We start from the raw sequence: 26,571 nt of genomic DNA on the forward strand, positions 1-26,571 counted from the left end.
GGTTCGTACGGCGGTCAGCGGTGCAGGCGCCGGGCGTACGCGCGGCGGGCCGCCCACAGCCCGGCGGCGGTCAGCAGCACGAGGTACCCGGTGTGCACGGCCGCGGCGCCCGCGCCGAGCCCGCCCAGCGTGATCCCGCGGGTCAGCTCCACGCCCTGGTAGAGCGGTGTGCACTCGGCCACGTACCGCAGCCAGTGCGGGAGTTGGGAGACGGGGAAGAAGGTGCCGGAGAACATGTAGAAGGGCATCACCACGAAGCGGTAGATCCCGTTCAGCCTGCTCTGCCGCTCGGTGCGCACCGCGTACGCCATCAGCGGTGTCGCGAAGGCCAGCCCCGTCAGCAGCACCGGCCCCGCCGCGAGCAGCGCCTTCACCGGGCCCACCACCCCGAAGGCCACGACCACCGCGAGGAAGAGCAGCCCGCTCAGCAGCACCCGGAAGGCCACGAAGAGCGCGTGCCCGGCGAGGATGTCGCCCGGCCGCATCGGAGTCGCCGCCGCGGCCGGGTAGTTGCCGCTGCCGCGCGCCGACTGGAAGACGGGGAAGCCGCCCTCGATCACGCCGTTCTGCATCGCGGAGGCCGCGACCAGGCCGGGCGCGAGGAAGTCCAGGTAGGGCGTCCCGGCGAGGTGGCCGCTGTGCCCGGCGTCCACCAGCTTGCCCAGGCCCGCGCCCATCGCCGCCAGGAACAGCAGCGGGTTGGCCACGCTCATCACCACGGTGCCGCGCCAGATCCGCCGGTAGCGGCGCATCCAGTAGCCGAACTCGCGCAGCGCGGGCACCCGCGCGGCCAGCACGTCGGTCGTCGTCGGACGCACAGTCGTCGCGCTCATCGTCAGTCCACCAGCGTCCGGCCGGTGAGGGTGAGGAAGACGTCCTCCAGGCCCGCGCGCCGCACCAGCGCCGCCTGCGGGCCGACCCCCGTCGCGTGCACGGCCTTCAGCGCGGACTCGCCGTCGTCCGCGTAGACCAGCAGCCGGTCCGGCAGCACCTCGGCGCGCTCACCGATCCCCGCGACCTCCGCGGCAACACCGTCCAGCGCCGTGTCCGGCGCGAACCGCAGCTCCAGCACCTCGCGCGTGCAGTGCGCCTCGATCAGCTCCCGCGGACTGCCCTCCGCGACGATCCGGCCGTGGTCCATCACCACGATCCGGTCGCACAGCTGCTCGGCCTCGTCCATGTAGTGCGTCGTGAGCAGCAGCGTCACACCCTGCTGCTTGAGCCGGAACAGCCGCTCCCACAGCAGATGCCGGGCCTGCGGGTCCAGGCCCGTCGTCGGCTCGTCCAGCAGCAGGATCTCCGGCTCGTTGATCAGCGACCGGGCGATCGTCAGCCGCCGCCGCATCCCGCCCGACAGCGCCTCGACCTGCTCGTCCGCCTTGTCCGCGAGCCGCGCGAAGTCCAGCAGCCGGGTGGTACGGGCCCGTATCTCGGCCCGCGGCAGACCGAAGTACCGCCCGTAGACCAGCAGGTTCTCCCGCACGGTCAGCTCGGTGTCGAGCGTGTCGTCCTGCGGTACGGAGCCGAGCCGGGCGCGGATCGCCGCGCCGTCCTCGGCGGGGTCCAGGCCCAGCACGCGCAGCGTGCCGCCCGACACGGGGGAGACGGCGGCGATCATGCGCATCGTCGTCGACTTCCCGGCCCCGTTCGGCCCCAGGAACCCGAACGCCTCCCCGCGCCGCACCCGGAACCCGATCCCCGCGACGGCCTCCAGCTCCTCCCCGCCCCCACGGGCGGCATGCACCTTCCGCAGCCCCTCGGCCTCGATCAACACGTCGTCCACGCGGCTCCCTTCCTCCCCCGCCCCGCGGGCGGCTGCGCCATCCCACCAGACACCCCACCGAAAATCCACCACGTTTTCCCGCAAGAACCGTACGACCCCCAGGAATTCACGGAGCCCCCCTCCGAGGGGCGTGCCACATGCGGTTGCCGGTCGCCTTTCCCCCGGTGGGGGCTTGCCGCGCAGTTCTCCCCCAGAGCTTCGCCTGGGAGGTACCCCCACGCGCCCCTGAAAACGCTCACCCCGCCCGCCAATGCCCCACCGGCGGAGGGTCCCGCAACTGCGGCCAGCGGCAGCCCAGTGGGTTAGGGGGCGCGAGGAACTGCGCGAGCAACCGCCCACCGGCGGAAGGTCCCGCAACTGCGGCAAGCGGCAGCCCGGCGGGCAAGGCCCGAGCCCCGCAGGGCCACGCGGCGAACCCGGCGCGGAGCGCGAGACGCGGAGGTCTCGGACCAAGCCACCGGCGAGGTAATTCGTTCGCCTCCCCCGCGCCGGAGGCGTAAGATCGCCGGTCTTGCCGCCTCCCGGACGGGAGCGCCGCCGCCCGGACGGAAACCGGCCGGCCCCTCACGTACCCGCGCCGACCGCCGGAGGCCTCCGTGCCCTCGCACGCCCAGAGCCAGGACCAGGACCAGAGCCAGCACCCGCACCAGAGCAGCAGCACCCCCGCCGGAGGCGACCCGCTGGGCCGCGAGCGCGGCCATCTCGCCGCGTCGCGCGCCGCGCTGCGGGCGATGCGCGCGGACGTCGAGTCGATGGACATCAGCGACGTCAGCGGCAACTGGGTGGACGCCAAGATCCTGGCGGCCGCCTACGAGGCCCGCATCATCGCGCTCGCCGACCTCGCCGACACGCCCCTGTTCTTCGGGCGGCTGGACTACGAGCACGCGCCGGGCGTGGACGCGGCCGAGGGCGCGGAGGGCGAGAGCTTCTACATCGGGCGGCGGCACGTCCACGACGCGGTCGGCGACCCGATGGTGATCGACTGGCGCGCGCCCGTCTCACAGCCGTTCTACCGGGCCTCGCGCGCCGAGCCGATGGACGTCCGGCTGCGCCGCCGGTTCGGTTACACCGGCGGGGAGCTGACCGCGTACGAGGACGAGCACCTCACGGATCCCGGTGAGGCGGCGACCGCGAGCAAGCTGCTCCAGACGGAGATCGAGCGGCCGCGTGTCGGTCCGATGCGCGACATCGTCGCGACGATCCAGCCGGAGCAGGACGAGATCGTGCGCGCCGGGGTGACCGGCACGGTGTGTGTGCAGGGGGCGCCGGGCACCGGCAAGACGGCGGTGGGCCTGCACCGTGTCGCGTATCTGCTCTACGCGCACCGCGAGCGGCTGGCCCGCTCGGGCACGCTGGTGATCGGCCCGAACGCGTCCTTCCTGCGCTACATCGAGCAGGTGCTTCCGGCGCTCGGCGAACTCCACGTCAAGCAGGCCACGGTGGACTCCCTCGTCGCCCATGTCCCGGTGCGCGGTACGGATTCGGCGCAGGCCGCCCGCCTCAAGGGCGACGCCCGGATGGCGGAGGTGCTGCGACGCGCGGTGCGTTCGGGCATCCGGATGCCGCAGGAGCCGGTCGTGGTGGTCCGCGGGTCCCGCCGCTGGCGCGTGCCCGCGTACGAACTGGAGGAGATCGTCCGCGAGTTGGCCGGGCGCGACATCCGTTACGGGGCCGCGCACGACGCGCTGCCGCAGCGCATCGCGCACGCCGTGCTCGTGCAGATGGAGCGCGCGGGGGAGGCCCCCGACGACCGCGTGCAGGACGCGGTGGCCCGCAACCCCGCGGTGAAGGCGGCGGTCAAGGCGTGCTGGCCGCCGGTGGATCCGGCGAAGCTGGTGCTGCGGCTGCTGTCCGACGCGGAGTTCCTCGCCGAGGCGGCCGACGGCGTCCTCGAACCGGAGGAGCAGCGGACGATCCTGTGGGACAAGCCCGCCCGCGGGCTCGCGTCGGCGAAGTGGACGGCGGCCGACGCCGTCCTCGTGGACGAGGCGCAGGATCTGGTGCAGCGCACGCCGTCGCTCGGGCACGTGGTGCTGGACGAGGCGCAGGACCTGTCACCGATGCAGTACCGCGCGGTCGGGCGGCGCTGCTCGACCGGTTCGGCGACCGTGCTCGGCGACATCGCGCAGGGCACCACGCCCTGGGCGACGGCGAGCTGGGCGGAGGCGCTGACGCACCTCGGCAAACCCGGCTCCCGTATCGAGGAGTTGACGCGCGGCTTCCGTGTGCCGCGCGAGGTCATCGGTTACGCGTCCCGGCTGCTGCCGCAGATCGCGCCGGACCTCGCCCCGGCGACGTCGGTCCGTGAGGCGGGCGGCGACTTCGCCGTACGGGCCGTCGCGGAAGGGGAGTTGGAGGCGGCGGTGCTCGCCGCGTGCGGGACGGCCCTGGAGCACGAGGGCTCCGTCGGCCTGATCGCCGCGGACCCGGACGTCCCGGCGCTGTCCGCCGTGCTCACCGCGGCCGGCCTGCCCTTCCTCGCCCCCGGTGACGAGACCTCGGCGGACGCCCGCCTCACCCTCGTCCCGGCGTCGCTCGCGAAGGGCCTCGAATACGACTACGTCGTCCTCGCCGAGCCCGCCGCGATCGTCGACGCCGAACCCGACGCGCGCACGGGCCTGCGCCGCCTGTACGTGACGCTGACCCGTGCGGTGTCCGGCCTCACGGTCCTGCACGCGCGGCCGCTGCCGGAGTCGCTGGCGTCCTGAACGCGGGTGCCGCGCGGGGAAGTTCAGCCGACGGCGACCGGGGCGTCCAGCGCCTCGCGCCAGGTCCGGACGGCGGACGGGTCCACCGCTCCGGACCATCCGCCGGCCCGCACCGCGCCGCCGACGTGGAAGCCGTCGAGGCCCGCCGCGCGCAGCTCCGGGACGTGTTCCAGCAGCAGGCCGCCGCCCACCAGCAGCCGCGGCTCGTAGCCGGGGTCACCGCTGCGCGCAGCCTCGGCGCACAGCACGTCCATCCCGTCGCCGACGCCCTTCGCGGACCCGGCCGTCAGATACGTGTCGAGGCCGGGGAGCCCCGCGAGCTGGAGCCGTACGGCGTCGCGGTCGGTGGCCCGGTCGATCGCGCGGTGGAAGGTCCAGCGGCATCCGTCGAGCACGTCGACCAGCGCGTGCACGGCCTCCAGATCCGCCGCGCCGCTCCCGTCGAGGAAGCCCAGCACGAACTCCTCGGCGCCCTCGGCCCGCAGCCCCTGCGCCGCCTCGCACAGTTCGTCCAGCCGCCGCGCCCCGCCCGCGCTGAAGCCGTCCGTCAGCCGCAGCATCACCCTCAGCGGGATGTCGACGGCGTCGCGGATCGCCCCGAACGTCTCCCGCGACGGGGTCAGGCCGTCGGCGGCCATGTCCGTGACCAGTTCCAGCCGGTCGGCGCCGCCGGTCTGTGCCGCAACGGCGTCATCGGGTCCGAGGGCGATTACCTCGAAGATTGGTCTAGACATATGACCAAGGTTGCCACATGCCCCCGCCCCACGCGACCCCCGGGGTCCCCATGACATATGGGTGTCACAGTCGGGCCCGGCGGACACGGAGCGCCCGCCCCGCGTGAAGGTGCGGGGAGTTCGTGAAGAGCTTGCACGCACCGCGCCCGCCGCGATCAACTGAGCGGCGAGCCACCGAGCGGAGAGGGCGGAATGGAGTTCCTGGGGGAGCCGGGCCGACCGGCGGAAACGGGCCCGTACCGACCGGTCGCCGCACTAGGCGAAGGCGGCATGGGCCGCGTCCTGCTCGCCGTCTCGCCCGACGGCCGCCTCGTCGCCGTCAAGCTCGTGCACGAACAGCTCGTGCACGAACCCGGCTTCCGCGACCGCTTCCGCCGCGAGGTCACCGCGTCGCGGCGGGTGGCGGGCGCCTACACCGCCGCCGTGCTCGACGCGGACGCCGATGCCGCGACCCCCTGGCTGGCCTCGGTCTTCGTGCCAGGTCCCGCGCTGCGCGAGGTCGTCGAGCGTACGGGCCCGCTGGACCCGCCCGCGGTCGTACGGCTGGCGGCGGGCCTCGCGGCAGCCCTCGGCGAGGTCCACCGGGCGGGGCTGATCCACCGCGACCTGAAGCCGTCCAACGTGCTGCTGGCCGCCGACGGCCCGCGCGTCATCGACTTCGGCGTCGCGCGCGCGACCGACAGCGAGGGCGGCACCGAGATCACCCGCACCGGCGTGGTGGTCGGCTCGCCCGCCTTCATGTCGCCCGAGCAGGCGGAGAGCCGCGCCCTGACCCCGGCCGCCGACGTCTTCTCGCTGGGCTCGGTCCTGGCCTACGCCGCTACGGGGCGCAGCCCGTTCACGGGCACATCCGCGCTGATGACGCTCTACGACGTGGTGCACGGCGAACCCGAACTCGGTGCGCTGCCGCAGGAGTTGCGCGACCTGGTGGGCGACTGCCTCGCCAAGGACCCGGCCGCCCGGCCCACCCCGGCGCAGATCCTGGCCCGCATCGGTCACGTCCCGCCCACCACCCGCCCCTGGCCCGCGCCCGTGCACGAGCTGATCCGCGCGCAGGCGGCGGAGATCGAGCACATCCTCGCCGGCACGGCGCCGGGCCCGGCGGGGGAGGAGCCCGGCCCTGGGGCGGGGCCGGAGGCCCCGGACGTCGCGCCGGGCCCGGCGGCTGCGGTGGCGTCGGAGGCCCTGGACGTCGCCGCCCTGCCGACGCGGACCGCCGCGGGCCCGGCCGTCCCGCCCGCCGGGCCCGCGCCCGTACCGCCGGAGCCGCCCGTACCGCCCGCGGACGTACCGGCCGGGGTGGGCGCGCAGGCCCCCGCGGAGCGGCGGGGGCCGAGCCGGCGGGCGCTCGTGCTCGGCGCGCTGGGCGTCGCCGGGATCGGCGCCGCCGTGGGCATCCCGCTGGCGCTGGACGGCGGTTCCGGCGGCGGCAGCGGTACGGCCTCGGGCGCGCCGCCGTCGCGGAGAGCGTCCGGCCCCGCGTCGTCGTCCTCCTCGTCCGCCCCGCCGTCCTCGGCGACGGCTGGCCCGACGCCGACCGCGCCGCCGTCCCCGCTGCCCGCGGGGGAGGAGACGGCGGCGTACGTCCTGTCCGAGAAGACGGCGATGCTGACCGCCGCCGAGATCAGCCCGGACGGCAAACTCGTCGCGGTGGGCGACATGGACGGCGGACTGGCGCTGCGCCTGGTGCCGAGCCTGCAGATCGACACCGTCCTCGCCCAGCCGGTCGACGGCTCCCTCGACCACACCACCGGTGACGTCACCTTCAGCCCCGACGGCAAGCTGCTCGCGAGCGTCGATGACAACGCGGCGGTCACCCTCTGGGACGTCGCGTCCCGCAGAAGCGTCGCCACCCTGCACGGCGACCCGGGCCAGCGGCGGACGGCGTCCACCTACGCCCTGGTCTTCAGCCACGACGGCAGGTCCCTGGCGCTGGGCGCCACCCGCACGATCACGGTGTGGGACGTCGCCTCCCGGCGCAGGACCGCCAAGGTGACCTGGCCGCGCGACAGCGAGGCGGAGTACGAGGCGGAGAGCGACCTTCAGGGCCTGGCCTTCACGGCGGACGGCCGGACGGTCGTGGCGTCCACGTCCGTCGGCAAGCTGTACTTCTGCGACCTGCGCGCACAGCGCGTCGCCGCCACCGTGCGCGGCCCGCGCGACGGCCTGACGGACGTGGCGGTGAGCCCGAACGGCAAGATCCTCGCGGTGGGGGCGTACGGCGAGGTGCGGCTGTGGCGCCCCGACACCCGCAAGGCGCTGGAGAGCGTGCCGAGCGACCCGTACTGGGTCAGCAGCCTGGCCTTCAGCCGCGACGGCAGATTCCTGGCCTCGGCGGCCATCGGCGGCTCGGTGCAGGTCGTCTCGACCGCGGACTGGAGCGTCGTGCACGCCTTCGACGGCACGGTGGACGGGGCGACGGAGACGCTGAGCGCCGCGATGACCGACACCACGGCCCCCGACAGCGTCGCCTTCAGCCCGGGAGCCGACTACCTGGTGGAGCCGCTGGACTACTACCTGGTGCTGTGGAAGCTCAGGTGAGGCGGGTCGGGTACGGCGCGGGGCGGACGGACTCGGGGTGACCCTGAGAGCGGGGTAGGGGGTGCGGGTCCGCCCGGGGGATGATCACCGGGCGGGAGAATTACATCCTCAGCCCGACGTGGGGCGAATGCCGGATTTCGTACCGTGGGGACATGGCCTCCTCGACGATCACTCCAGCCCCGGCGCCGCAGCTCGTGCACGGCGCGACGATCCCCGAATCCCGCCCCGACCACCCCCGCCACCGCGTGGGCGACGCCCTGCGTGCGATACGCGTCTACGCCGTCGCGGCGGTGGAGGTGGTGGTGCTCGGCACCGGCGGCAGGCGCTAACTCCCGACCGCCCCCGGCCCGCAGGGCCCGTCGGCCCCGAGCCCCGTTCCGCCGGCCCCCGCTCCTAGATGTCCTCGCCCGCGCCCGTGAGCAGGTCGTCCGCGTCGACGATGCGGTAGGCGTAACCCTGCTCGGCCAGGAAGCGCTGGCGGTGGGCCGCGAAGTCCTGGTCGATGGTGTCCCGGGCCACGACGGAGTAGAAGCGGGCCTCGTGACCGTCCGCCTTCGGGCGCAGCACTCGTCCCAGCCGCTGCGCCTCCTCCTGGCGGGAGCCGAAGGTCCCCGAGACCTGGATCGCGACCGTCGCCTCGGGCAGGTCGATGGAGAAGTTGGCCACCTTCGACACGACCAGCACCGACAGCTCGCCCTGCCGGAAGGCCTCGAAGAGCTTCTCGCGCTGCGCGTTCGGCGTCTCGCCCTTGATCACCGGGGCGCCCAGGTGCTCGCCCAGCTCGTCGAGCTGGTCGATGTACTGCCCGATGACCAGGGTCTGCTGACCCGCGTGCTTGCGCACCAGCGCCTCGGTGACCTTGCGCTTGGTCGCCGTCGTCGCGCAGTAGCGGTATTTCTCCTCGGCCTCGGCGGTGGCATAGGCCAGCCGCTCCGAGTCCGTGAGGTTGACCCGCACCTCGACGCAGTCGGCGGGCGCGATGTAGCCCTGCGCCTCGATCTCCTTCCAGGGGGCGTCGAAGCGCTTGGGCCCGATGAGCGAGAAGACGTCCGACTCACGGCCGTCCTCCCGGACGAGCGTCGCGGTCAGCCCGAGGCGGCGGCGCGCCTGGAGGTCGGCGGTGAACTTGAAGACCGGAGCAGGAAGGAGATGGACCTCGTCGTAGATGATCAGACCCCAGTCCCGGGAGTCGAACAGCTCCAGGTGCGGGTAGACGCCCTTCCGCTTGGTCGTCAGGACCTGGTAGGTCGCGATGGTGACGGGCCGGATCTCCTTGCGCGTCCCGCTGTACTCGCCGATCTCCTCCTCGGTGAGCGTGGTGCGCCGGACCAGCTCGTGCTTCCACTGCCGCGCCGAGACGGTGTTGGTGACCAGGATCAGGGTCGTCGCCTTCGCCTCGGCCATCGCGCCCGCGCCGACCAGCGTCTTGCCCGCGCCGCACGGCAGCACGACCACGCCCGAGCCGCCGTGCCAGAAGCCCTCCACGGCCTGCTTCTGGTAGGGCCGCAGTCCCCAGCCGTCCTGGTCGAGGTGGATCGGGTGCGCCTCGCCGTCCACGTACCCGGCGAAGTCCTCGGCCGGCCAGCCCAGCTTGAGCAGCACCTGCTTGATCTGGCCGCGCTCGGAGGGGTGGACGACGACGGTGTCCTCGTCGATCCGGGCGCCGACGAGCGGCTGGACGCGCTTGGAGCGGAGGATCTCCTCCAGCACGGGGCGGTCGGTGGTGGTCAGCACGAGCCCGTGCGCGGGGTGCTTGCTGAGCCGCAGCCGCCCGTAGCGGTCCATCGTCTCGGCGACGTCGACGAGCAGCGCGTGCGGCACGGGGTAGCGGCTGTACTCCACCAGCGCGTCCACCACCTGCTCGGCGTCGTGCCCGGCGGCACGGGCGTTCCACAGCCCGAGCGGGGTGAGCCGGTACGTGTGGATGTGCTCGGGCGCGCGCTCCAGCTCGGCGAAGGGCGCGATGGCCCGCCGGCAGGCGTCGGCCAGCTCGTGGTCGACCTCCAGCAGGAGGGTCTTGTCGCTCTGGACGATCAGGCAGGACACGCGGGTACCTCCGGGCTGGCCGGGATGGGGCGAACGAAAAATTGTACGCCGGGCGGGTGGACCGACAGGGTGTCCGCCGTCACCCGGGGGTGAGGGGGTGGCGAGAAGAGGGCGGGAGAGGGGGTGACGGGTCGCTGCGGTTCTCGGTGCGGGCCTCGGCGCGGGCCTGCTGAGGGGCCCGGTGCGGGCCGGGTGCGGGGGCCGGAGCGCCATCCGTGCGAATCTGCGGCATCCTTACTCGCGCCTTACATCCGCGTTAGTCCTATTTGATGTTTTCTGCGGTCATGGATCACCAGCAGACGCATCCTCCCGCCGAGCCGCGCCGGCGCAGGACGTTCCGTGCGGTCGCGGCCTCCTCGGCCGTCGTCGTCGCGGGAGTCATCGCCGCGGCCGGCCTGCTGCTCCCCGCCTCCGCCTCCGCCTCGGGGGACCCGACGGGCGACGGGGGGCCGTCCGCCGGCCATGGCGTCACGCAGCCCACCGACGACTGGCCCAGCGCCCCCGACACCAACGGGCCGACCCACCCACCGGTCACGTCCCACCCGCCAGCCACGTCCCGTCCCCCGATGACGACGCAGCCGCCGACGACGGCTCAGCCGAGCGCGCCCGACACGGACTGGCCCAGCGCCCCCGACACCGGGTGGCCGCAGCCCAGCACGTCCAGCTGCCCGCCCACCCACCACCCGTCGCACCCGCCGACGTCCCGTCCGCCGACGCACCACCCGTCGCATCCCCCCACGCACCACCCGTCCCACCCCCCGACACATCACCCGTCGCATCCCCCGACGCACCACCCTTCCCACCCGCCGACGCACCACCCGTCGCATCCGCCGACGCATCACCCTTCCCACCCTCCGACGCACCCGCCGACGTCCCACCCGCCGACGCATCACCCGTCGCATCCCCCGACCCATCACCCGTCGCACCCTCCGACACACCCGCCCACGCACCCGCCGACGCACCACCCCTCGCATCCGCCGACGCATCCGCCCACGAAGCCGCCGACGACGCCGCCGACGTGGACCCCGCCCACGACGCCTCCCACGTGGACGCCGCCGACGCACGAGCACCCGTCGCACCCGCCGACACATCCGCCCACGCACCCGCCGACCCACCCGTCGCAGCCGCCGACCACGTCCCCCGGTCTGCCGCACACGGGTTCCGACGGGATCGAGTGGATCGCGGCCTCCGCGGTCGCGGCGCTCGGTGCCGGTGGAACGCTGCTCGTGATGACGCGTCGCCGGCGCGGCGGCCAGCACCACTGAGCCCGTCGCACGACCGCCGCGTGAGCCACCCGCGGCGCTGAGAACCGACCGGCCGCCCCATGCTCTTCCCGGCGTGGGGCGGCCGGTCGCGGGTAGACGGCCCGTCAAGAGAACGCTTACCGGGAGGGTTACCGCCGTGGCGATGCGTATGGCCTTCTTCGATCGCCTGCGCGGTCCGAGGACCGCACCTCCGGAGGCGGCGGTACCGGCGCCGCGCCCCAAGCCCAAACCGAGGCCCAAGCCCAGGCCGAAGGCGGCGCCCGAGGCCGAGCCCGACGCGGAGCCCAAGGCGAGACCGAGGCGGAGGACGGCACCGAAGCCGACATCCGGCCCCAGGGCCCCGCGCACCGGCACCGGAACCGGCAGCCGCACCCGTACCCGCACCACCCGCCCCCGGGTGCGGAAGCCGCCGCCCCCGCTGCTCCAGCGGCACTCCCTCGGCCCGATGCTCGCCCGGGGGCTGGTGCTGGCCCTGGCGGTGGTCTGCATGGTGGCCTTCGCGGTGGCGCTGGCCCGCGTCACCCTCGTCCCCTCGCCCGCGTCGGACTCGCTGGCCCACACGAACCTGCGGCCGGGCGCGTCCATCCGCGCGTACCTCGACCAGCCGGACATCCACGACACGATCAAGCAGCTCGGCGGCAACGTCCTGCTCGGCGTCCCCTTCGGGATCCTGCTCCCCACGCTCTTCCCGCGCACCCGCGGCTTCCTGCGGGTGGCGCTGCTGACGGCCCTGACCATGGTGCTGGTCGAGACGGCGCAGGGGTCGATGGTGGAGGGCCGGGCGTTCGACGTCGACGACGTCATCCTCAACACCGTGGGCGCCCTGATCGGCTACCTGCTGCTCGGCCACCGGCTGGCCGCCGCGCTGCACCCCGACCGGCCCCACTGGTGGCACCGCCTCTTCCCGCCCCGCCCGAAGCCCGGAACCGGGGCCGCGGCCGGATCGGGGGCCGCGAAGAAGCCGTGACGGCTCAGGCGGGGTCGTCGGCGAGTTCGGAGACGCCCGTGATGCGGTGCAGGGCGAAGGTACGGACCTCGTCCGTCGTGTGGTCGTACGCGGTGACGTGGCCGCCCTCGACGCGGACCGGGGCGATGACGCGCTGGGTGGCCGTGCCCTCCGCGTTGACGTAGCCGATCCACAGCGACTGGCCGGTCAGGACGGCGGCCTGCATCGTCGCGAGGGTCTCGGCGGAGGGGCTGCGCGGCAGTCCCGGCGGGGCGGTGTCGGCCGGGGCGCGGCGGACGGCGGTGGCCGCGCGGTCCCCGGCGCGGATGGCCTTGACGGCGAGCCCCAGCAGGTTGGCGTCCGGGACGGGCGGTCCGTCCGGCACGGGGACGGGGGCGCTGCGCGGCGGGGTGCGGCGGGCGTCGGGGCGGGTGATGAGCACGTCGCCGTCGGCGGACTCCGCGGCCGGGGCCAGGCCCATGTCGCGCAGCCGCTCCAGCAGCCCCGCCGGGTCGGTCTGCGAGGCCAGCACGGTCGGGGCCAGCCGGCGCAGGCCCAGGCCCGAGGCCCGGCGGTCGGCGAGCAGCTCGGTCAGCAGGGTGTCGTCGTCGCAGCGCAGGTAGGCGGCGGCCGCGCCGACGCGCAGCGTGCCGTGCCGCCGGGCCACGTCGTCGATGAGGTAGGCCAGCGGCTGCGGTACGGGGGTGCGGGAGTGCTCGGCGAGGAAGGACTGCAGCTCGGCGGCCGTACGCCCGGCGTCGAGGGCGCGGCGGACGGATTCGGGGGTGAAGCGGTAGACGGTCGCGCCGCCCTTGGACTCGATGTCGGCCAGCACGCCCAGCGTCTCGGCGAGCGGCGCCACCAGCGGCCCCGGGGCGACCGCCGTGAGGTCCGCCTGGAGCAGCACATGGTCCAGCGGCTCCGGCAGCAGCGGCGCGAGCTTGGCGGCGGCGCGCCCCGCGGCGGCGTCCGGCGAGGCGGGCACATCGCTGGGGGAGCCGGAGGAGCCGGAGGCCCCTTGCGCCGCCGCGTCCAGCAGCGGGCGCGCGTGCGCGGCGAGCGCCCCGCGGCCCGTGACGCCCAGCGTCTCCGCGTCCTCCAGCGTCCAGCCCACCAGGTCCGTGCGCAGCGCGTCCGCCCCCGCCCGCAGCGGCCGGTCCCAGCGCAGCCGGGCCAGCAGCTCGCCGGGCTCCGCCGCGGAACCCGCCGGGAGACCGGCCAGCAGCCGCAGCACCGCGACCCGCACGTGCGGCGCGAGCGAGCGGTCGAGGTCGGGCCCGAGGGCGGCCAGCGCGCGGCCCTTGGCGTCGCGCGTGCCGACCAGGCCGGGCGTGCGGGTCGCGGCCAGCCACGCGGTCGCGAGCGCGGCCCACTGCCGTTCGGCGGTCAGCAGCAGCCACTCGTCGGCGGCCGGCGTGGGCGCGTAGGCCTCGTCCACCTCGCCGTCGGCGGCGACGAGACCGGCCGCGTAGGCCAGCTCCAGCCAGAAGGCGGCGCGCGGCTCGGTGAGGTCGAGGGCGGCGGCGGTGCGGCGCAGGTCGCGCACGCTCAGACCGCCCGCGCGCAGCACCGCGGGCCCGCCCGACTGCCACTCCTTGAGCAGGTCGGTCACGGTGCGTACGGCGGTGAAGGCCTGGCCCGCGGCGGTGGCGTCCACCGTCTTCGCGGTCCTGGCGACCGGTGCGACCTGCGGCGGCACCGGCTGCGGCGTGCGGTGCGCGCGGCCGGCCCGCAGGGCGAGCGCGGCCTCCCGGGGCAGCACGACGTTGTGCTGGCCCACCGGCAGCAGCAGGCCGCGGGCCAGCAGCCACTGCACGGGTGTGGCGGCCTCCTCGGCGCGTATGGCCACGGTCGCGTCCCGCACCTCGCCGTACGGCGGCCCCCACACCAGCCGGTCCAGCACCGCCCGCACGCCCTCGGGGGCCCGCGCCAGCAGCGCCGCGAAGGCGTCCAGGTCGGCGAAGAGCGCCGCCAGCGCCTCCACCGCGCTGGCCGGGTCGTGCGTGGCGCCCAGGCCCGCGTCGGCCAGCAGCTCCTGGAGGCGGGCCGGGGACATCCCGGCCGTCGCCTCGGCCACGGTCGGGCCGAGACCGGTCGAGGACGGCATCGACGCGGACGGCGCGAGCACGTCCCGCGCGGTGCGCACCAGGCGCAGCCGGTCGTCGTCGCCCCACACCAGCCCGCCGTCCCGCAGCGCGCCGACCGCCCGCGGCAGCTCGGCGGCGACCGCCGCCGCCTCGGCCTGCGCCAGCGGCTCCCCGAGCCCCGGCCGCGCCTCCCGCGCGGGCAGGCCCGTCATGAGCCCGCTCAGCTCCGCGTAGGGGCAGCCGTCGGCGGTGAGGGCGAGCGCCTCCGCCGTCTGCCGTGTGAAGGCGTCGAGGTGGTCCAGGGCCCGCGCCACGGACGTCCGGGTCGCCGCGCGCGTCGCCAACTGCGTCACGTCGGTGGGCACGGGCGCGATGAGGTCGGGCCGCGCGCGCAGCAGCCGTACGAGCGCGTCGTCGTCCCGCGCGCGCAGATCCTCCGCGAGGGTGCGCGGCGCGCTGCTCTGGCCACCGGTCGTCATCCGTCCCACAGTAGGCCCTGCCCACCCCACCCGCGCCCTTCTGCCCAGGACCCGGAGCCGCGCGGGCCCGGGAGGCCCCGATCGGCCCGCCCACGGTGCCCGGCACTTCTACACTGGGTCGCGTGACCGCCGCATACGACTACGAGGACATGCACCACCTGGTGGACCGGCTCACGCCGACCCAGGTGCGCCGCCTGCGGCTGCTCGTGACCCAGGACGAGGAACTGTCCGAGGTGGCCCAGAGCCTGCCCGCGTCCGGCAGCCGCGCCGAGGAGGCGGTGCCGGACGGGCTGCTGGCGCTCATCGGCAGCATCGAAGGCCCGGCCGACCTGGGGGATGAGCACGACCGGTACATCCGCGAGCGCCTGCGCGAGCGGTTCGGAGACTCGGCGTGACCGTCACCGTGCTCGACACGGGCCCCCTGGTGGCGGCCCTGAACGCCGCGGACCGGCGCCACGCGGAGTGCGCCGGCCTGCTGCGGTCCCTCACCGGCCGCAGGCTGCTCCCCAGCCCCGTGATGACCGAGGTCTGCTGGCTCCTGGAGCGCTGGCCCAAGGTCGAGGCCGCGTTCCTGGAGCAGATCGCGCTGGGGACCTTCGAACTGGTCCACCTGACCCCCGCGGACCTCACCCGGATGGCTGAACTCGTCATCCGCTACGCCGACTTCCCGCTGGGATCGGTCGACGCCTCGGTCATCGCCGTCGCCGAGCGCTTCGGGGTCGAGCGTGTCGCCACCCTCGACCGGCGGCACTTCGGCGTCGTCAGGCCCGTGCACACCACCGCGCTGCAACTTCTCCCGTAGCGGCGCGGGTTACGGCGACACGGAGCCGTCCGGCCGGTACCGTCGGCGAAGGCCTGTGGAGGGGAGCGGCGGTGGGGGTCGAGAGCGACCGGCTGGTGTTCGACTATCTGAGCCGGGTCGGCGACCTGGCGCAGACCGCCATGCCCGCCGCGCAGCGCATGCAGCTCGTCGCGCAACTGCGCAGCGACATCGAGCGGGAGCGGCGCGGCGCGGAGTCCGACGCGGACGTCAAGCGCATCCTCGGGCGCATGGGCAGCCCCGACGAGGTGGTCGAGGCCGCCGCGGGCAAGCCCGGCGCGGAGCGGCGCGAGGAGCCCCCGCCGCCCGCACGGGAGCCGCGGCCGGGGTCGTACGGGCCCTACACGGCCGGGCCCGGTGTGCCGCGGCAGCCGAAGGGCGCGGCCCGGGAGGGCGGCACGGAGGGGCGCGGCGGCCCCCTGTGGTGGCAGGGCGGACCCGGCGGTGGCGGCGGGCGGCCCGGCGAGGAGCTGGACGGGCTGCCGGGCATGACCGGCGGCATCTTCATCCCGGACGACGACGAGGAGCTCGACGCCGTCGGCCGCCCCCTGCCGAAGGACGGGACGGGCGAGGACGAGCCCGCGCCGGAGGAGGCGGGCACGGCCCCCGCCGTCGAGCCCGCGCCCGTGGCGCCCGCCAGGAGGCGCCGCCTGCTGCCCCGGCCGGCGGGCGGCGGCGGGGCGCGCCGCTGGGGCAGCCCCATGCTGCTGATCGCCGCCGCGCTGCTGGTGGGCGGCGCTGCGGTCGGCTCCCTCGTCCCGCTCGGCCTCGGCTGGCTGACGGCGTGGCTGTCGCGCAAGCTCAGCCGCCCGCAGGCCAAGTTCGCGGTGCTGTTCATCCCGGGTGCCTTCGCGGCCGGGATGGTCGTGTGGATCTGGGGCCGCGACGTCGGCAAGTGGGGCAGCCCGATCGCCAAGGGCCAGGTGGGGCAGGCCTTCCAGGACAGCTGGCCGCTCACGCTCCGGCTCGCCGCCGTCGGCACCGCGCTGTATCTGCTGTGGCGCAGCCGCCGGTCGGCGTGACCGGCCCGCGCCCCTTTCCCGGGGCCCGCGCCCCTTCCCCGGGGCCCAGGGCTAGCCCTTCGTGAGGTCCTGCTGGAGTTCGTCGAGCACCTTGCCGGCCGCGGTGTAGCCGATGCCCTGGTACCACAGCTCGTCGTCCACCCGGTGGACCCGGCCCGCGCCGACGGCGGCGAGCCGCTTCCACAGCGGCCCGGTCGTCACCTCCGTCTCCTTGGCGGCCTTGGGGTCGCCGTAGGTGGCGTAGAAGAGGTCGTCGCCGTCCGCCTTGTCGATCTGCTCGGGGCTGACGTCGACGCTGAGCTGGTCGACGTCCTGCGCCGCCGGGCGGCCGAGGCCGACGTCCTTCAGGACGATGCCGATGTAGCTGGCGTTGCCGTACAGCCGGATGTCGGCGCCCTCGACGAAGCGCACCATGCTCACCCGCGTCGCCGCCGCCTTGGTGCTGCCGCCGAGCGCCGCGGTGACCTGGGCGACGTGCTTGTCGTACGCGCGCACCACCGCGGCGGCCTGCGCGGTACGGCCCAGGGCCGCCGCGTGCAGCTGGAAGTTGGCCTTCCAGGGCGCGCCGGTGGACTCGGTCAGCACGGTGGGGGCGATCTTCCGCAGGGCGTCGTAGTGCGCGCCGTCGCGCACCTTGCTGCTGAGGATGAGGTCGGGGTGCAGCGCGGCGACGGCCTCCAGGTTGGGGCTCGCGATGGCGCCGACGTTCGCGATCCCGGCGACCTCGTCCTTCGGCAGGTAGTCGAGGAAGCCGCTGCTGGTGCCCGCGCCGGTCGCCCCGACGGGCTTGACGCCGAGGGTGATCGCCGAGTCCAGCTCGGCGGTGTCGAGCACGACGACACGTTTCGGGTGGTCGGGGACGGTCACCTTGCCCATGGCCGTGTCGACGGTGTGCGTGCCGCCGGACGGCTTCCCGCCGTCGTCCGACGAGGACGAGCAGGCGGTCGCGGTGAGCGCGGCGCAGCACGCGAGGGCGGCGAGCACGGCGGCGGGACGGGCCGGGCGAGTGGGACGGGCGGTGCGGGCGGGGCTGGACGAACGGGCGCTGCTGGTACGGGACATGGCGGTTCTCCGTTCAGGCGTGCCGGTCAGTGGTGCGGGGGCGCGGTGCCGTGCTCGGGTGTGCCGGTCAGTGGTGCGGGGGCGCGGTGCCGTCCTTCGGGGACGCGGGTGCCTGCCAGGGCGCGCCGGGGACCACGAGCGGGTCGCCGGTCACCGGGTCCGGTACGACGACCGACTCCAGCCCGAAGACCTCGCGGACCAGCCCCGCGGTGACCACCTCGGACGGCGGGCCCTCGGCGACGATCCGCCCGGCCTTCATCGCGACCAGGTGGTCGGCGTAGCGGGCGGCCTGGTTGAGGTCGTGCAGGACGGCGACGACCGTACGGCCGCGCTCCCGGTTGAGCCGCCGCACCAGGTCCAGCACCTCGACCTGGTGGGCGATGTCGAGGAAGGTCGTGGGCTCGTCGAGCAGCAGCAGGTCGGTGTCCTGGGCGAGGGCCATCGCGATCCAGGCGCGCTGCCGCTGCCCGCCGGACAGCTCGTCGACCAGCCGGTGGGCGAGGTCCGCGGTCGCGGTGCGCTCCATCGCCTCGGCGACCAGCCGCTCGTCCGATTCCGACCACTGCTGCCACCACTTCTGGTGCGGCTGGCGGCCGCGCGAGACGAGGTCGGCGACGGTGATGCCCTCGGGCGGCACCGGTGACTGCGGCAGCAGTCCCAGGGTGCGGGCGATCTGCCGGGTCGGTACGCGGGCCAGCTCGGCGCCGTCCAGCAGCACCGCGCCCGCGCGCGGCCTGAGCAGCCGGCCGAGCGCCCGCAGCAGCGTGGACTTGCCGCAGGCGTTGGGGCCGACGATGACGGTGACCTGCCCGTCCGGGATCTCCAGGTCGAGACCCTCGACGACGGTCCGTTCCTCGTACGACAGCGTCAGCGCGCGGGCGGCGAGCCGGTTGCGGGGCGGTCCTGCCGCCTCCGGCCGCGCGGCGGGGACGAGGGCGGGGGCGGCGGTCGCCGCGGGCTCTGGGGTCGTCATGACGGATCTCCGGAACGGCTGCGGCTGCGCACGATCAGCCACATCAGACAGGGCGCGCCGACCGCGGCGGTCATCACGCCGACGGGCAGCTCGGTCGGCGAGAAGAGCTTGCGGGCCAGCAGGTCGGCGACCACCACGATGAGCGCGCCGGTCAGCGCGGAGGCCAGCAGCGGGATCTGCGCGGAACGCGTCAGGCGGCGGGCGATCTGCGGCGCGAGCAGCGCGACGAAGTCGACCGGGCCCGCCGCCCCGGTCGCCACCGAGGCGAGGACGACGCCCAGGGTGACCAGGCCGAGGCGGATACGGCCCAGCCGCACCCCGAGCGCGGTCGCGGTGTCGTCGTCGAAGGACACGGTGCGCTGCGCCCGCGCCGCCCACAGCGCGCACGGCAGCGCGACGAGCAGCACCAGCGCGAGCGGCCGCGCCTCGTCGTAACCGCGGCCGTTGAGCGAGCCGGTCAGCCACACCTTGGCCTGCTGGGCGACCAGGTAGTCGCCCTTGGTCATGAACAGCTGGGTGATCGACGACAGCGCGACGGAGAAGCCGATGCCGATCAGCACGAAGCGCGACGCGTGCAGCCCGCGCCGCCACGCGAAGAGGTAGACGAGCGCGGCCGCCCCGAGCCCGCCGGCGACCGACAGGTAGGGCAGCGCGGTGTACGACGTCACCCCGTACGTCATCGCGGCGACCGTGAGCGCGCCCGCGCCGTGGGTGACGCCGATGACGTCGGGGCTGGCGAGCGGGTTGCGCGCGACCGTCTGGATCAGCGCGCCGGACACGCCGAACGCCGCGCCGACCAGCAGGCCGAGCACCAGCCGCGGTTCGCGCAGCTCGCCGACCACCAGCTCGTCGGGGCTGGGGCGGCCCAGCACGACCTTCAGCACCTCGCCGGGCGCCACGAAGGACTCGCCGACGCACAGGTAGGCCACGCACGCGCCCGCCAGCAGCAGCGCCAGCACGCCTGTGACGGCGAGCGAGCGCCGGTGCACCAGGAAGGAGCCGCGCCCGCCGGGGCGGACGACCGTGTAGCCCGCGGGCCGCACGCGGCGGCGGCCCGTGTCCGTCGCGCTCACGCCGCCACCACCGCCCGGCGCCGCACCAGCGCCACCAGGAACGGCACCCCGATGAGCGCCGTCATCACCGCGACCGGCACCTCGGACGGCGGGAAGACGATCCGCCCCACCACGTCCGAGACCAGGATCATGACCGGGCCCAGCAGCAGCGCCATGGGCAGCACCCAGCGGTGCGCGGTGCCGACCAGCGCCCGCGCCAGGTGCGGGACGGCCAGCCCCACGAAGGCGATCGGCCCGGCGGCCGCGACCGCGGCGCCGGTCAGCACCGTCGCCCCCAGCGCCCCGAGCAGCCGCAGCAGCGCCACGTTCTGCCCCAGGCCCTTGGCGACGTCCTCGCCGAGCGCGAGCGCGTCCAGCCCGCGGGCCATCGCCAGCACCAGCAGCAGCCCGGCCAGCAGGAAGGGCCAGATCATCCCGATGATGTGGGTGTCCCGCCCGGACAGCGAACCGACCTGCCAGAAGCGGTACGTCTCCAGCGTCTGCGCGTCCGTCGTCAGCACCCCGGAGACGATCGAGGTCAGGAACGCGTTCATGGCCGCGCCCGCGAGCGCCAGTTTCACCGGCGACGCCCCGCCCCGGCCGCGCGCGGCGATCGCGTACACGGCGACGGCGGCGGCTCCGGCGCCCGCGAAGGCGAACCAGACGTAGCCGCTGAGCGTGCCCACCCCGGCGTACGCGATGGCGCACACCACGCCGAGCGACGCGCCCTGGCTCACGCCGAGGATGCCGGGCTCGGCGATCGGGTTGCGGGTGATGCCCTGCATGACGACTCCGGCGACCGCGAGGGCCGCCCCGACCATGATCCCGATGACCGTGCGCGGCACCCGCAGGCTGCGGACCACCTCGGCGTTCTGGCTCGTGCCGCCGTGCAGCAGCGCGTCCAGCACCTGGTCCGGGGGTATCGCGCGGCTCCCGACGGCCAGGCTGAGCAGCACGGCGAGCAGCAGGGCCACCGCCGCCGCGGCCATCCAGCCGGTGCGGCGACGCAAGGGCATGACGAGCGGTCCTCCGGAAAGCGGCGACCGTCGGACGCCGGGCATGAATTAGCTTAGGCTGCGCTAACTATACGCCCAGGCCAGGTCACCTCAGGGGTGAGGTTGACCCGTCAGGTGACAATGGGTGCCGTGACCACTGAGACCACTGATCTGCGCTCCGTGCCCTCGACCGCGGTGCCCTCGGCCGCGCCGGCCCTCACGGTCGGCTTCGACCTCGACATGACGCTGATCGACTCCCGGCCCGGGATCAAGGCCGTGTACGACCGGCTCGCGGCGGAGACCGGTGTGTTCATCGACTCCGACCTCGCCGTCACGCGGCTGGGACCGCCGCTGGACGAGGAGCTGGCCCACTGGTTCCCGGCCGAGCGCGTGCCGGAGATGGCCGACCGCTACCGCGAGCTGTACCCGCACCACGCCATCGCCCCCACCCCGGCGATGCCCGGCGCCGTGGAGGCGGTGGCGGCCGTCCGGGCGGCGGGCGGCCGCCCGGTGGTGGTGACCGCGAAGTACGGCCCCAACGCCGAGCTGCACCTCGCGCACGTGGGCATCGAGGCGGAGCTGCGCGGCTGGCTGTGGGCGGAGGCCAAGGCCGAGGCGCTGCTCGAATGGGGCGCCGGCATCTACGTCGGCGACCACACCGGTGACGTGCGGGGAGCGCGCGCGGCGGGCGCGCTCTCCGTGGCGGTGGCCACCGGGCCGTGCAGCGCGGCGGAGCTGCGGGCGGCGGGGGCCGACGTCGTACTCGCCGACCTCGGTGATTTTCCCGGCTGGCTGGCCGCCCACACCTCCGCGGCGGCCTGACCGCCGGATTCACGCCTGTGGGTGACCCGTCAGGCCTGCGGGTGACTCTCGGGCCGCCGCTGCGCCAGCGCCGACCGCAGCAGCCCCAGCAGTGACAGCGCCAGCCCCACCCCCATCAGCATCGAGACGAAGTACGCGGGTGTCGGCAGCCGGTGGGTGCCCAGCAGCAGCGGGGCGACCGTGGCGAGGGTGCCGACCGCGCCGACCATGAAGACGACGGCGCCGGTCCTGACGAGCAGGTCGCCCGCGCCCCTGGTTTGTTTGCTCACCGGACAAGGGTAGGTCCGTTGCGTGAGGCGCGGGGGAACGGTGCCTCGCCGTCTTGTCACACGGCATCTGGCCATTAGCCTTGGTGTCGGCGGGTCTCCGGTGGGCCCGCTGCTGTCTTATCCAGAGCAGTTTCGAGCAATATCGAGCAATGAGGACGAGGTCGGACGTGCCTACCGGCAAGGTCAAGTGGTTCAACAGCGAGAAGGGCTTCGGCTTTCTCTCCCGCGACGACGGCGGCGATGTCTTCGTGCACTCCTCCGTGCTGCCCGACGGGGTCGCCTCGCTCAAGCCCGGCCAGCGCGTGGAATTCGGTGTCGTCGCCGGCCAGCGCGGCGACCAGGCGCTGTCCGTGACATTGCTGGACCCCACGCCCTCCGTCGCCGCGGCCCAGCGCCGCAAGCCCGACGAGCTCCTGCCCATCGTGCAGGACCTCACCACACTGCTCGAAGACGTCGCCCGCTCGCTCCAGCGCGGCCGCTATCCCGACAAGGCGCACGGCCACAAGATCGCGTCCGTGCTGCGCGTCGTGGCCGACCAGCTGGACGTATAGCCGACAAAAGGCGGCGCCTTACCGGAGGATCGAACTCCGGTAAGGCGCCGCCGTTTTCCGCCGAATCCCGGCCGGCCGTCCGCGGGCTCCGCGGGCGGCCGCTTGCCGGGATAGCCGGAATTTCAGAAAGCGAGCGCGTCCGCGCCGAGCGCCGGCACGAGTCCTTCGGCCGCCGCACGCGTCAGCAGACCGCGTACGGCCGCGTAACCGGCCTCGCCCAAATCCGCTGTGAATTCGTTCACATACAGCCCGATGTGCTGGTCGGCGACCGCCGGATCCATCTCCTGCGAATGCGCGAGCACATACCCGCGGGACGCCGCCGGGTCGTCCCACGCCATCCGCACCGACGTGCGCGCGGCCTCGGCGAGCGCGTGCAGCCGCTTCTTGCCCAGCGAGCGGCGCGCGATGATCGCGCCCAGCGGGATCGGCAGCCCGGTCGTGCCCTCCCAGTGCTCGCCCATGTCGGCGAGCTTGTGCAGCCCGTAGTTCTGGTAGATGAAGCGCGCCTCGTGGATCACCAGGCCCGCGTCCACCCGGCCGTCCCGCACCGCCGGCATGATCTCGTGGAAGGGCATCACCACGATCTCCCCGACGCCGCCGGGCACCTCGGCCGCCGCCCACAGCCGGAAGAGCAGGTAGGCCGTCGACTTCTCGCTCGGCACCGCCACCGTCTTCCCCGACAGGTCGGTGCCCGGCTCCCGGGTGAGCACCAGCGGCCCGCAGCCGCGCCCCAGCGCCCCGCCGCAGGGCAGCAGCGCCCAGTCGTCCAGCACCCACGGCAGCACCGCGTAGGAGACCTTCAGGACGTCGAACTCGCCGCGCTCGGCCATCCCGTTGGTGATGTCGATGTCCGCGAACGTCACGTCCAGCGGCGGCGCGTCCGGCACCAGGCCGTGCGCCCAGGCGTGGAAGACGAAGGTGTCGTTCGGGCACGGGGAGTAGGCGATCCTCAGTGCCTCTGGGCCGTCCCCGGGGCCGTTCCCGGCGCCGGGGTTCCCGCCGGGAAGGGGAGTGGGCGTGCGGTCGTCCGCGCCGCTGCTAGCTGTCGTCATGTCCTGCCTCAACCTCCAGTACACCGGGGAGCGTCCCGAACGCCGCCGTCAGCGCCGCCAGCGCGTCGCCGATCCGCCAGGCCGCGCGGTCGCGCGGGCCCACGGCGTTGGAGATCCCGCGGATCTCCAGCACGGGTATCTCCAGATACGCCGCCGCCTCCGCCACCCCGAAGCCCTCCATGCCCTCGGCCACCGCGCCCGGGTGACGGGACGCCAGCTCGGCGGCACGTTCACCCGTACCGGTGACCGTGCTGACCGTCAGCACCGGTCCGTAGGCGGCGCCGAGCGCGTCCGCGACCGCCCGGCTCAGCGGTGCGGGCGGGCGGTGCTCGGAGCGGCCGAAGCCCAGCTCGGCGATCGGGGCGAAGCCCTCGGGGGTCTGCGCGCCGAGGTCCGCGGCCACGATGGACCGCGCCACCGCCAGCGAGCCGACCGGCGCCGCGGGCGCGAAACCGCCGCCGATGCCCGCGCTGACCACCAGGTCCGGGCGGCGGGCGGCGTCCTCCACGAGCAACCGGTACATCGCGGCGGCCGCCGCGGCGGCCGGGCCCGCGCCCACCGTGGCGACGTCGAAGCCGCGCGCGGCCTTCCCGGCGGCGGTCAGGCCCGCGCGCACGGCCTCCCGCTCGGCCTCGACCGCGGTCAGCACCAGGACGCGGCGGCTGCGCCGCGCCATCGGGCTACTGCCCCCGGATCAGGTTGACCTGGATCACCCGGTAGGAGTCCTCGCCGCTGGTGTCGGACGACTCCACGATGTTCAGCGTCACCTGCTTGGCGGTGCTGGTGCCGCCGGTCGTCGGGTCCTGCTGGTTGAACAGCTGCTCGCTGTCCACCGACCAGTACGTCTTGTCCTTCAGCGGCTCCGGCGTCACCAGCGTCGTACCCGACGCGATCAGCCAGCCCTTCTTCGCGATGGACGGGTCCACGCCGATCCGGACCTTGTCGCCGACCGGCACCGTGATGTGGTGCTTGGGGGTCACCTGGAGGCACGCGAGGAAGACGTTCTGTTCGAGCTTCTTGCCGCCGTCGAAGCACTTGTCGGCGGCCTCCGCCTGCACGGTCTTGCCGCCCACCGTCACGGTCGCCATGGCGGTCGGCTTGTCGCAGGCGGTCAGGACGACGAGCCCGAGGGAGAGGGCACCAAGGGTGGTGGCAGTACGGCGAATGCTCATGGCAGGAGGCTACCGGGCGGTCGCCCCCAGCCCGCGCGGGGGTGCGCGTGTCCCGGGGCGTACGCCGTACGGGCGCGCGCCCGGCAACGCGCCGGTCAGACGTACGGCCGGACGCATGTGCGGGGTCCGGAAAGGACCGCTCAGGCGACCCGGGCGCGGGCCGTACCGCCGCGGCGCGCACCGCCCAGCAGCCCGCGGGCCGCCACGCTGAACGCCAGCAGCACCAGCCCCGCCGCGCACCCCATGCCCAGCGGGCCGATCAGCGGCAGCATTATGCCGAGCCCGCCGCCGACCACCCACGACAGCTGGAGCGCGGTCTCGGACCGGGCGAAGGCGGACGTACGCACCAGCTCGGGCACGTCACGCTGGATCAGCGCGTCCAGCGACAGCTTGGCCAGAGCCTGCGAGATACCCGCGACGGCGGTGAGCGTGGCCACCGTGATCAGGCTGTACCAGCCGGCCGCGACCGTGGCCGCGGTCAGCGCGCACAGCAGCACCGTCGCGATGATCACCTCGGGTCCGCGGGCCTTGAGCCAGGCGCCGAGCGCCGTCCCGAACGCGTTTCCGACACCCGCCGCCACACCCACCACGCCCAGCGACATCGCGGGCGTCAGCCCGCCCAGCGGGTGCTCGCGCATCATGAACGCCAGGAACATCGTCAGGAAGCCGGACAGCGACCGCAGCCCCGCGTTGCCCTGCAACGCGTGCAGCACCGACGAGCCGACGCCCAGCAGGCCGGGCTTGCGCCCCGGGATCCCCGCGGGCTCGGGGTCGGCCTCCTCGTCCGCCGACAGCCGCACCCGCTGCTCGCCGCGCGCCGAGTCGACCTTCGACGGCAGCGACAGCGACAGGATCGCGCCGCACAGGAAGACCACGAAGGCGCCGTAGAGCGGCCACTGCGGCCCTATCACGTTCAGCCCCGCGGCGACCGGGGCCGCGACCGCCGTGGCGAGCAGACCCGACAGGGTGACCCGCGAGTTGGCCTTCACCAGCGTCGTACGGGCCGGCAAGAGCCGTGGCACCACCGCGCTGCGCACCACGCCGTACGCCTTGGACGCCACCAGTACGCCCAGCGCCGCCGGATACAGGCCGAGGCCCGCCGTCGAGATGACCCCGGCCATCGTCCAGGCCAGCACCGCGCGGGCCATCATCGCCATCGCCATCGCGGCGCGGCGGCCGTGCTGGAGCCGGTCCAGCAGCGGGCCGATCACCGGCGCCAGCAGCGCGAAGGGCGCCATCGTCACCAGCAGGTACAGCGCCACCCGGCCGCGTGCCTCGCCGCTGGGCACCGAGAAGAACACGGTGCTGGCGAGCGCGACGGTGATCATCATGTCGCCCGCGGAATTCACCGCGTGCAGCTCGATCAGCTTGGCCAGACCAGACTCGCCCGCGCCGCCGGAGCGGGTCGCGCGCCGGATGCGGTGGCCCAGCGCACGGGCGGGTGTGCCCACGGCGTGGCCGAGGGCGCGCCCGGTGCTGCGCACCGGCCCTCGGCCGGCGGTGACGGTTCGTGCCATGTCGCAATCCTGCCCCAATCGGAAGAGAGCTCACCCCCTCCTTTGCGGGCGTGGTGCGCACAGGTACCGTGCGATCACGCAGAATGGGTGGTAACAGGTGCGCCCGAGGACGTTCGGGCAGGGCCGGATGAGGCAGGGAGACCAGGCGTCGAAGCGGTCCACAGGTCCGCTCCGCTGCAACTCCCCGCATCTCCGTCAGGCTCCTTCCCGCCCGCGAGCGCACACGTGAGACGGCGTAGAGAGAGAAACGATTTCTGTGAGTGCAGCGATGCGAAGCCGTACCCCGGACCGCCTGTGCGCCGAGGCGGTCGAGATGGCCAGGGCCGTCACGCTGGAGGCCGCGGGGCCGGAAGCGGTGGGGGAGCACCTGGGTGTCGCCGCGGAGGGCGACCGGGTCGTCACGCACTACTTCGCCTGCACGGAGGCGGCCTACCGCGGCTGGCGGTGGGCCACCACGCTGACCCGGGCCTCCCGCGCCAAGGTCGTCACCATCGACGAAACGGTGCTGCTGCCCGGCGCCGACGCCGTCCTCGCGCCCGAGTGGGTGCCGTGGAGCGAACGGCTGCGGCCCGGTGACATGGGGCCGGGCGACCTGCTGCCGACCGAGGCCGACGACCTGCGCCTGGAACCGGGCTGGACGGGCGAGGACGAGCCGCGCGGCGCCGTCGCCGAGCA

At 74.7% G+C, this 26,571-nt stretch carries 25 protein-coding genes; 10 read left to right on the forward strand and 15 right to left on the reverse strand.

Annotation, left to right across the window (positions count from 1 at the left end; all coding sequences use genetic code 11):
* Positions 1–14: 14 nt before the first annotated feature.
* On the reverse strand, positions 15–833 hold the full coding sequence (locus tag ACWERV_RS31545) for an ABC transporter permease (protein WP_452939586.1): 819 nt from the start codon (positions 831–833) through the stop codon (positions 15–17).
* Positions 834–835: 2 nt separating this feature from the next.
* Positions 836–1,783 carry an ABC transporter ATP-binding protein gene (locus tag ACWERV_RS31550; protein ID WP_452939588.1) on the reverse strand — a complete coding sequence of 316 codons (948 nt, stop codon included), beginning with the start codon at positions 1,781–1,783 and terminating at the stop codon, positions 836–838.
* A gap of 596 nt (positions 1,784–2,379) precedes the next feature.
* Here ACWERV_RS31550 and ACWERV_RS31555 point away from each other — a divergent pair.
* On the forward strand, positions 2,380–4,491 hold the full coding sequence (locus ACWERV_RS31555; RefSeq protein ID WP_398176711.1) for a HelD family protein: 2,112 nt from the start codon (positions 2,380–2,382) through the stop codon (positions 4,489–4,491).
* 23 nt (positions 4,492–4,514) lie between these two features.
* Here ACWERV_RS31555 and ACWERV_RS31560 read toward each other — a convergent pair whose 3' ends face one another.
* Entirely contained in the window at positions 4,515–5,225 is a 711-nt protein-coding gene (locus tag ACWERV_RS31560; protein ID WP_398176713.1) for a copper homeostasis protein CutC, read from the reverse strand.
* 192 nt (positions 5,226–5,417) lie between these two features.
* Between ACWERV_RS31560 and ACWERV_RS31565 the strand changes: the two genes are divergently transcribed.
* Complete coding sequence (locus ACWERV_RS31565; protein WP_452939592.1) at positions 5,418–7,766, forward strand: WD40 repeat domain-containing serine/threonine protein kinase; 2,349 nt, start codon at positions 5,418–5,420, stop codon at positions 7,764–7,766.
* Between the two features lie 152 nt (positions 7,767–7,918).
* The gene (locus ACWERV_RS31570) at positions 7,919–8,095 is read left to right on the forward strand and encodes a hypothetical protein (RefSeq protein ID WP_452939595.1); all 177 of its coding nucleotides are present in this window, start codon (positions 7,919–7,921) and stop codon (positions 8,093–8,095) included.
* Between the two features lie 64 nt (positions 8,096–8,159).
* Here the strand turns inward: ACWERV_RS31570 and ACWERV_RS31575 are convergent, their stop codons facing one another.
* Together ACWERV_RS31575 and ACWERV_RS31580 are read right to left on the reverse strand one after the other, a co-directional pair.
* Positions 8,160–9,812: a DNA repair helicase XPB gene (locus tag ACWERV_RS31575; RefSeq protein WP_452939598.1), complete on the reverse strand. Its 1,653-nt coding sequence runs from the start codon at positions 9,810–9,812 to the stop codon at positions 8,160–8,162.
* Between the two features lie 592 nt (positions 9,813–10,404).
* Complete coding sequence (locus tag ACWERV_RS31580; protein WP_452939600.1) at positions 10,405–10,551, reverse strand: hypothetical protein; 147 nt, start codon at positions 10,549–10,551, stop codon at positions 10,405–10,407.
* Between the two features lie 923 nt (positions 10,552–11,474).
* On the opposite strand from ACWERV_RS31580, the gene ACWERV_RS31585 reads away from it, so the two are divergent.
* Positions 11,475–12,044, forward strand: coding sequence for a VanZ family protein (locus tag ACWERV_RS31585; RefSeq protein WP_452939603.1), 570 nt, complete (start codon positions 11,475–11,477; stop codon positions 12,042–12,044).
* Between the two features lie 4 nt (positions 12,045–12,048).
* Here the strand turns inward: ACWERV_RS31585 and ACWERV_RS31590 are convergent, their stop codons facing one another.
* On the reverse strand, positions 12,049–14,589 hold the full coding sequence (locus ACWERV_RS31590) for a helicase-associated domain-containing protein (RefSeq protein WP_452939606.1): 2,541 nt from the start codon (positions 14,587–14,589) through the stop codon (positions 12,049–12,051).
* A gap of 122 nt (positions 14,590–14,711) precedes the next feature.
* Between ACWERV_RS31590 and ACWERV_RS31595 the strand changes: the two genes are divergently transcribed.
* The 3 genes from ACWERV_RS31595 to ACWERV_RS31605 all read left to right on the forward strand — a co-directional run bounded on the left by ACWERV_RS31595 (position 14,712) and on the right by ACWERV_RS31605 (position 16,431).
* Positions 14,712–14,984, forward strand: a complete 273-nt coding sequence (locus ACWERV_RS31595) for a hypothetical protein (RefSeq protein WP_452939609.1) — start codon at positions 14,712–14,714, stop codon at positions 14,982–14,984.
* Positions 14,981–15,391, forward strand: a complete 411-nt coding sequence (locus tag ACWERV_RS31600; protein ID WP_452939611.1) for a type II toxin-antitoxin system VapC family toxin — start codon at positions 14,981–14,983, stop codon at positions 15,389–15,391. The genes ACWERV_RS31595 and ACWERV_RS31600 overlap by 4 nt, the downstream gene beginning before the upstream one ends.
* Positions 15,392–15,462: 71 nt before the next feature.
* On the forward strand, positions 15,463–16,431 hold the full coding sequence (locus tag ACWERV_RS31605) for a hypothetical protein (RefSeq protein WP_452939614.1): 969 nt from the start codon (positions 15,463–15,465) through the stop codon (positions 16,429–16,431).
* Between the two features lie 51 nt (positions 16,432–16,482).
* Here ACWERV_RS31605 and ACWERV_RS31610 read toward each other — a convergent pair whose 3' ends face one another.
* The 4 genes from ACWERV_RS31610 to ACWERV_RS31625 all read right to left on the reverse strand — a co-directional run bounded on the left by ACWERV_RS31610 (position 16,483) and on the right by ACWERV_RS31625 (position 20,534).
* Positions 16,483–17,493 carry an ABC transporter substrate-binding protein gene (locus ACWERV_RS31610; protein ID WP_452939617.1) on the reverse strand — a complete coding sequence of 337 codons (1,011 nt, stop codon included), beginning with the start codon at positions 17,491–17,493 and terminating at the stop codon, positions 16,483–16,485.
* A 67-nt stretch (positions 17,494–17,560) separates the two neighbouring features.
* The gene (locus tag ACWERV_RS31615) at positions 17,561–18,466 is read right to left on the reverse strand and encodes an ABC transporter ATP-binding protein (RefSeq protein WP_452939619.1); all 906 of its coding nucleotides are present in this window, start codon (positions 18,464–18,466) and stop codon (positions 17,561–17,563) included.
* Positions 18,463–19,539, reverse strand: a complete 1,077-nt coding sequence (locus ACWERV_RS31620) for a FecCD family ABC transporter permease (RefSeq protein WP_452939622.1) — start codon at positions 19,537–19,539, stop codon at positions 18,463–18,465. Before ACWERV_RS31620 ends, ACWERV_RS31615 begins: the two co-directional genes overlap by 4 nt.
* Positions 19,536–20,534 (reverse strand): FecCD family ABC transporter permease, encoded by a 999-nt coding sequence (locus ACWERV_RS31625; RefSeq protein WP_398176738.1) that lies wholly within the window; start codon positions 20,532–20,534, stop codon positions 19,536–19,538. Before ACWERV_RS31625 ends, ACWERV_RS31620 begins: the two co-directional genes overlap by 4 nt.
* A 120-nt stretch (positions 20,535–20,654) precedes the next feature.
* Between ACWERV_RS31625 and ACWERV_RS31630 the strand changes: the two genes are divergently transcribed.
* On the forward strand, positions 20,655–21,335 hold the full coding sequence (locus tag ACWERV_RS31630; protein WP_452939624.1) for an HAD family hydrolase: 681 nt from the start codon (positions 20,655–20,657) through the stop codon (positions 21,333–21,335).
* 29 nt (positions 21,336–21,364) lie between these two features.
* Here the strand turns inward: ACWERV_RS31630 and ACWERV_RS31635 are convergent, their stop codons facing one another.
* On the reverse strand, positions 21,365–21,604 hold the full coding sequence (locus tag ACWERV_RS31635; protein WP_452939626.1) for a hypothetical protein: 240 nt from the start codon (positions 21,602–21,604) through the stop codon (positions 21,365–21,367).
* 167 nt (positions 21,605–21,771) lie between these two features.
* Between ACWERV_RS31635 and ACWERV_RS31640 the strand changes: the two genes are divergently transcribed.
* Entirely contained in the window at positions 21,772–22,155 is a 384-nt protein-coding gene (locus ACWERV_RS31640) for a cold-shock protein (protein WP_043180173.1), read from the forward strand.
* Between the two features lie 122 nt (positions 22,156–22,277).
* Here ACWERV_RS31640 and ACWERV_RS31645 read toward each other — a convergent pair whose 3' ends face one another.
* The 4 genes from ACWERV_RS31645 to ACWERV_RS31660 form a co-directional block, all read right to left on the reverse strand.
* Positions 22,278–23,207 (reverse strand): 1,4-dihydroxy-6-naphthoate synthase, encoded by a 930-nt coding sequence (locus tag ACWERV_RS31645; RefSeq protein ID WP_452939629.1) that lies wholly within the window; start codon positions 23,205–23,207, stop codon positions 22,278–22,280.
* Positions 23,194–23,883, reverse strand: coding sequence for a futalosine hydrolase (locus ACWERV_RS31650; RefSeq protein WP_452939632.1), 690 nt, complete (start codon positions 23,881–23,883; stop codon positions 23,194–23,196). The genes ACWERV_RS31645 and ACWERV_RS31650 overlap by 14 nt, the downstream gene beginning before the upstream one ends.
* Positions 23,884–23,887: 4 nt before the next feature.
* Positions 23,888–24,379 (reverse strand): hypothetical protein, encoded by a 492-nt coding sequence (locus ACWERV_RS31655; RefSeq protein ID WP_398176749.1) that lies wholly within the window; start codon positions 24,377–24,379, stop codon positions 23,888–23,890.
* Between the two features lie 140 nt (positions 24,380–24,519).
* Positions 24,520–25,896: an MFS transporter gene (locus ACWERV_RS31660; RefSeq protein WP_452939634.1), complete on the reverse strand. Its 1,377-nt coding sequence runs from the start codon at positions 25,894–25,896 to the stop codon at positions 24,520–24,522.
* Positions 25,897–26,164: 268 nt separating this feature from the next.
* Here ACWERV_RS31660 and ACWERV_RS31665 point away from each other — a divergent pair.
* Positions 26,165–26,571, forward strand: a 407-nt coding sequence (locus ACWERV_RS31665; protein WP_452939637.1) for a DUF3027 domain-containing protein, incomplete at its 3' end; no start/stop codon positions are given.

The sequence above is a fragment of the Streptomyces sp. NPDC004031 genome, assembly GCF_053604375.1.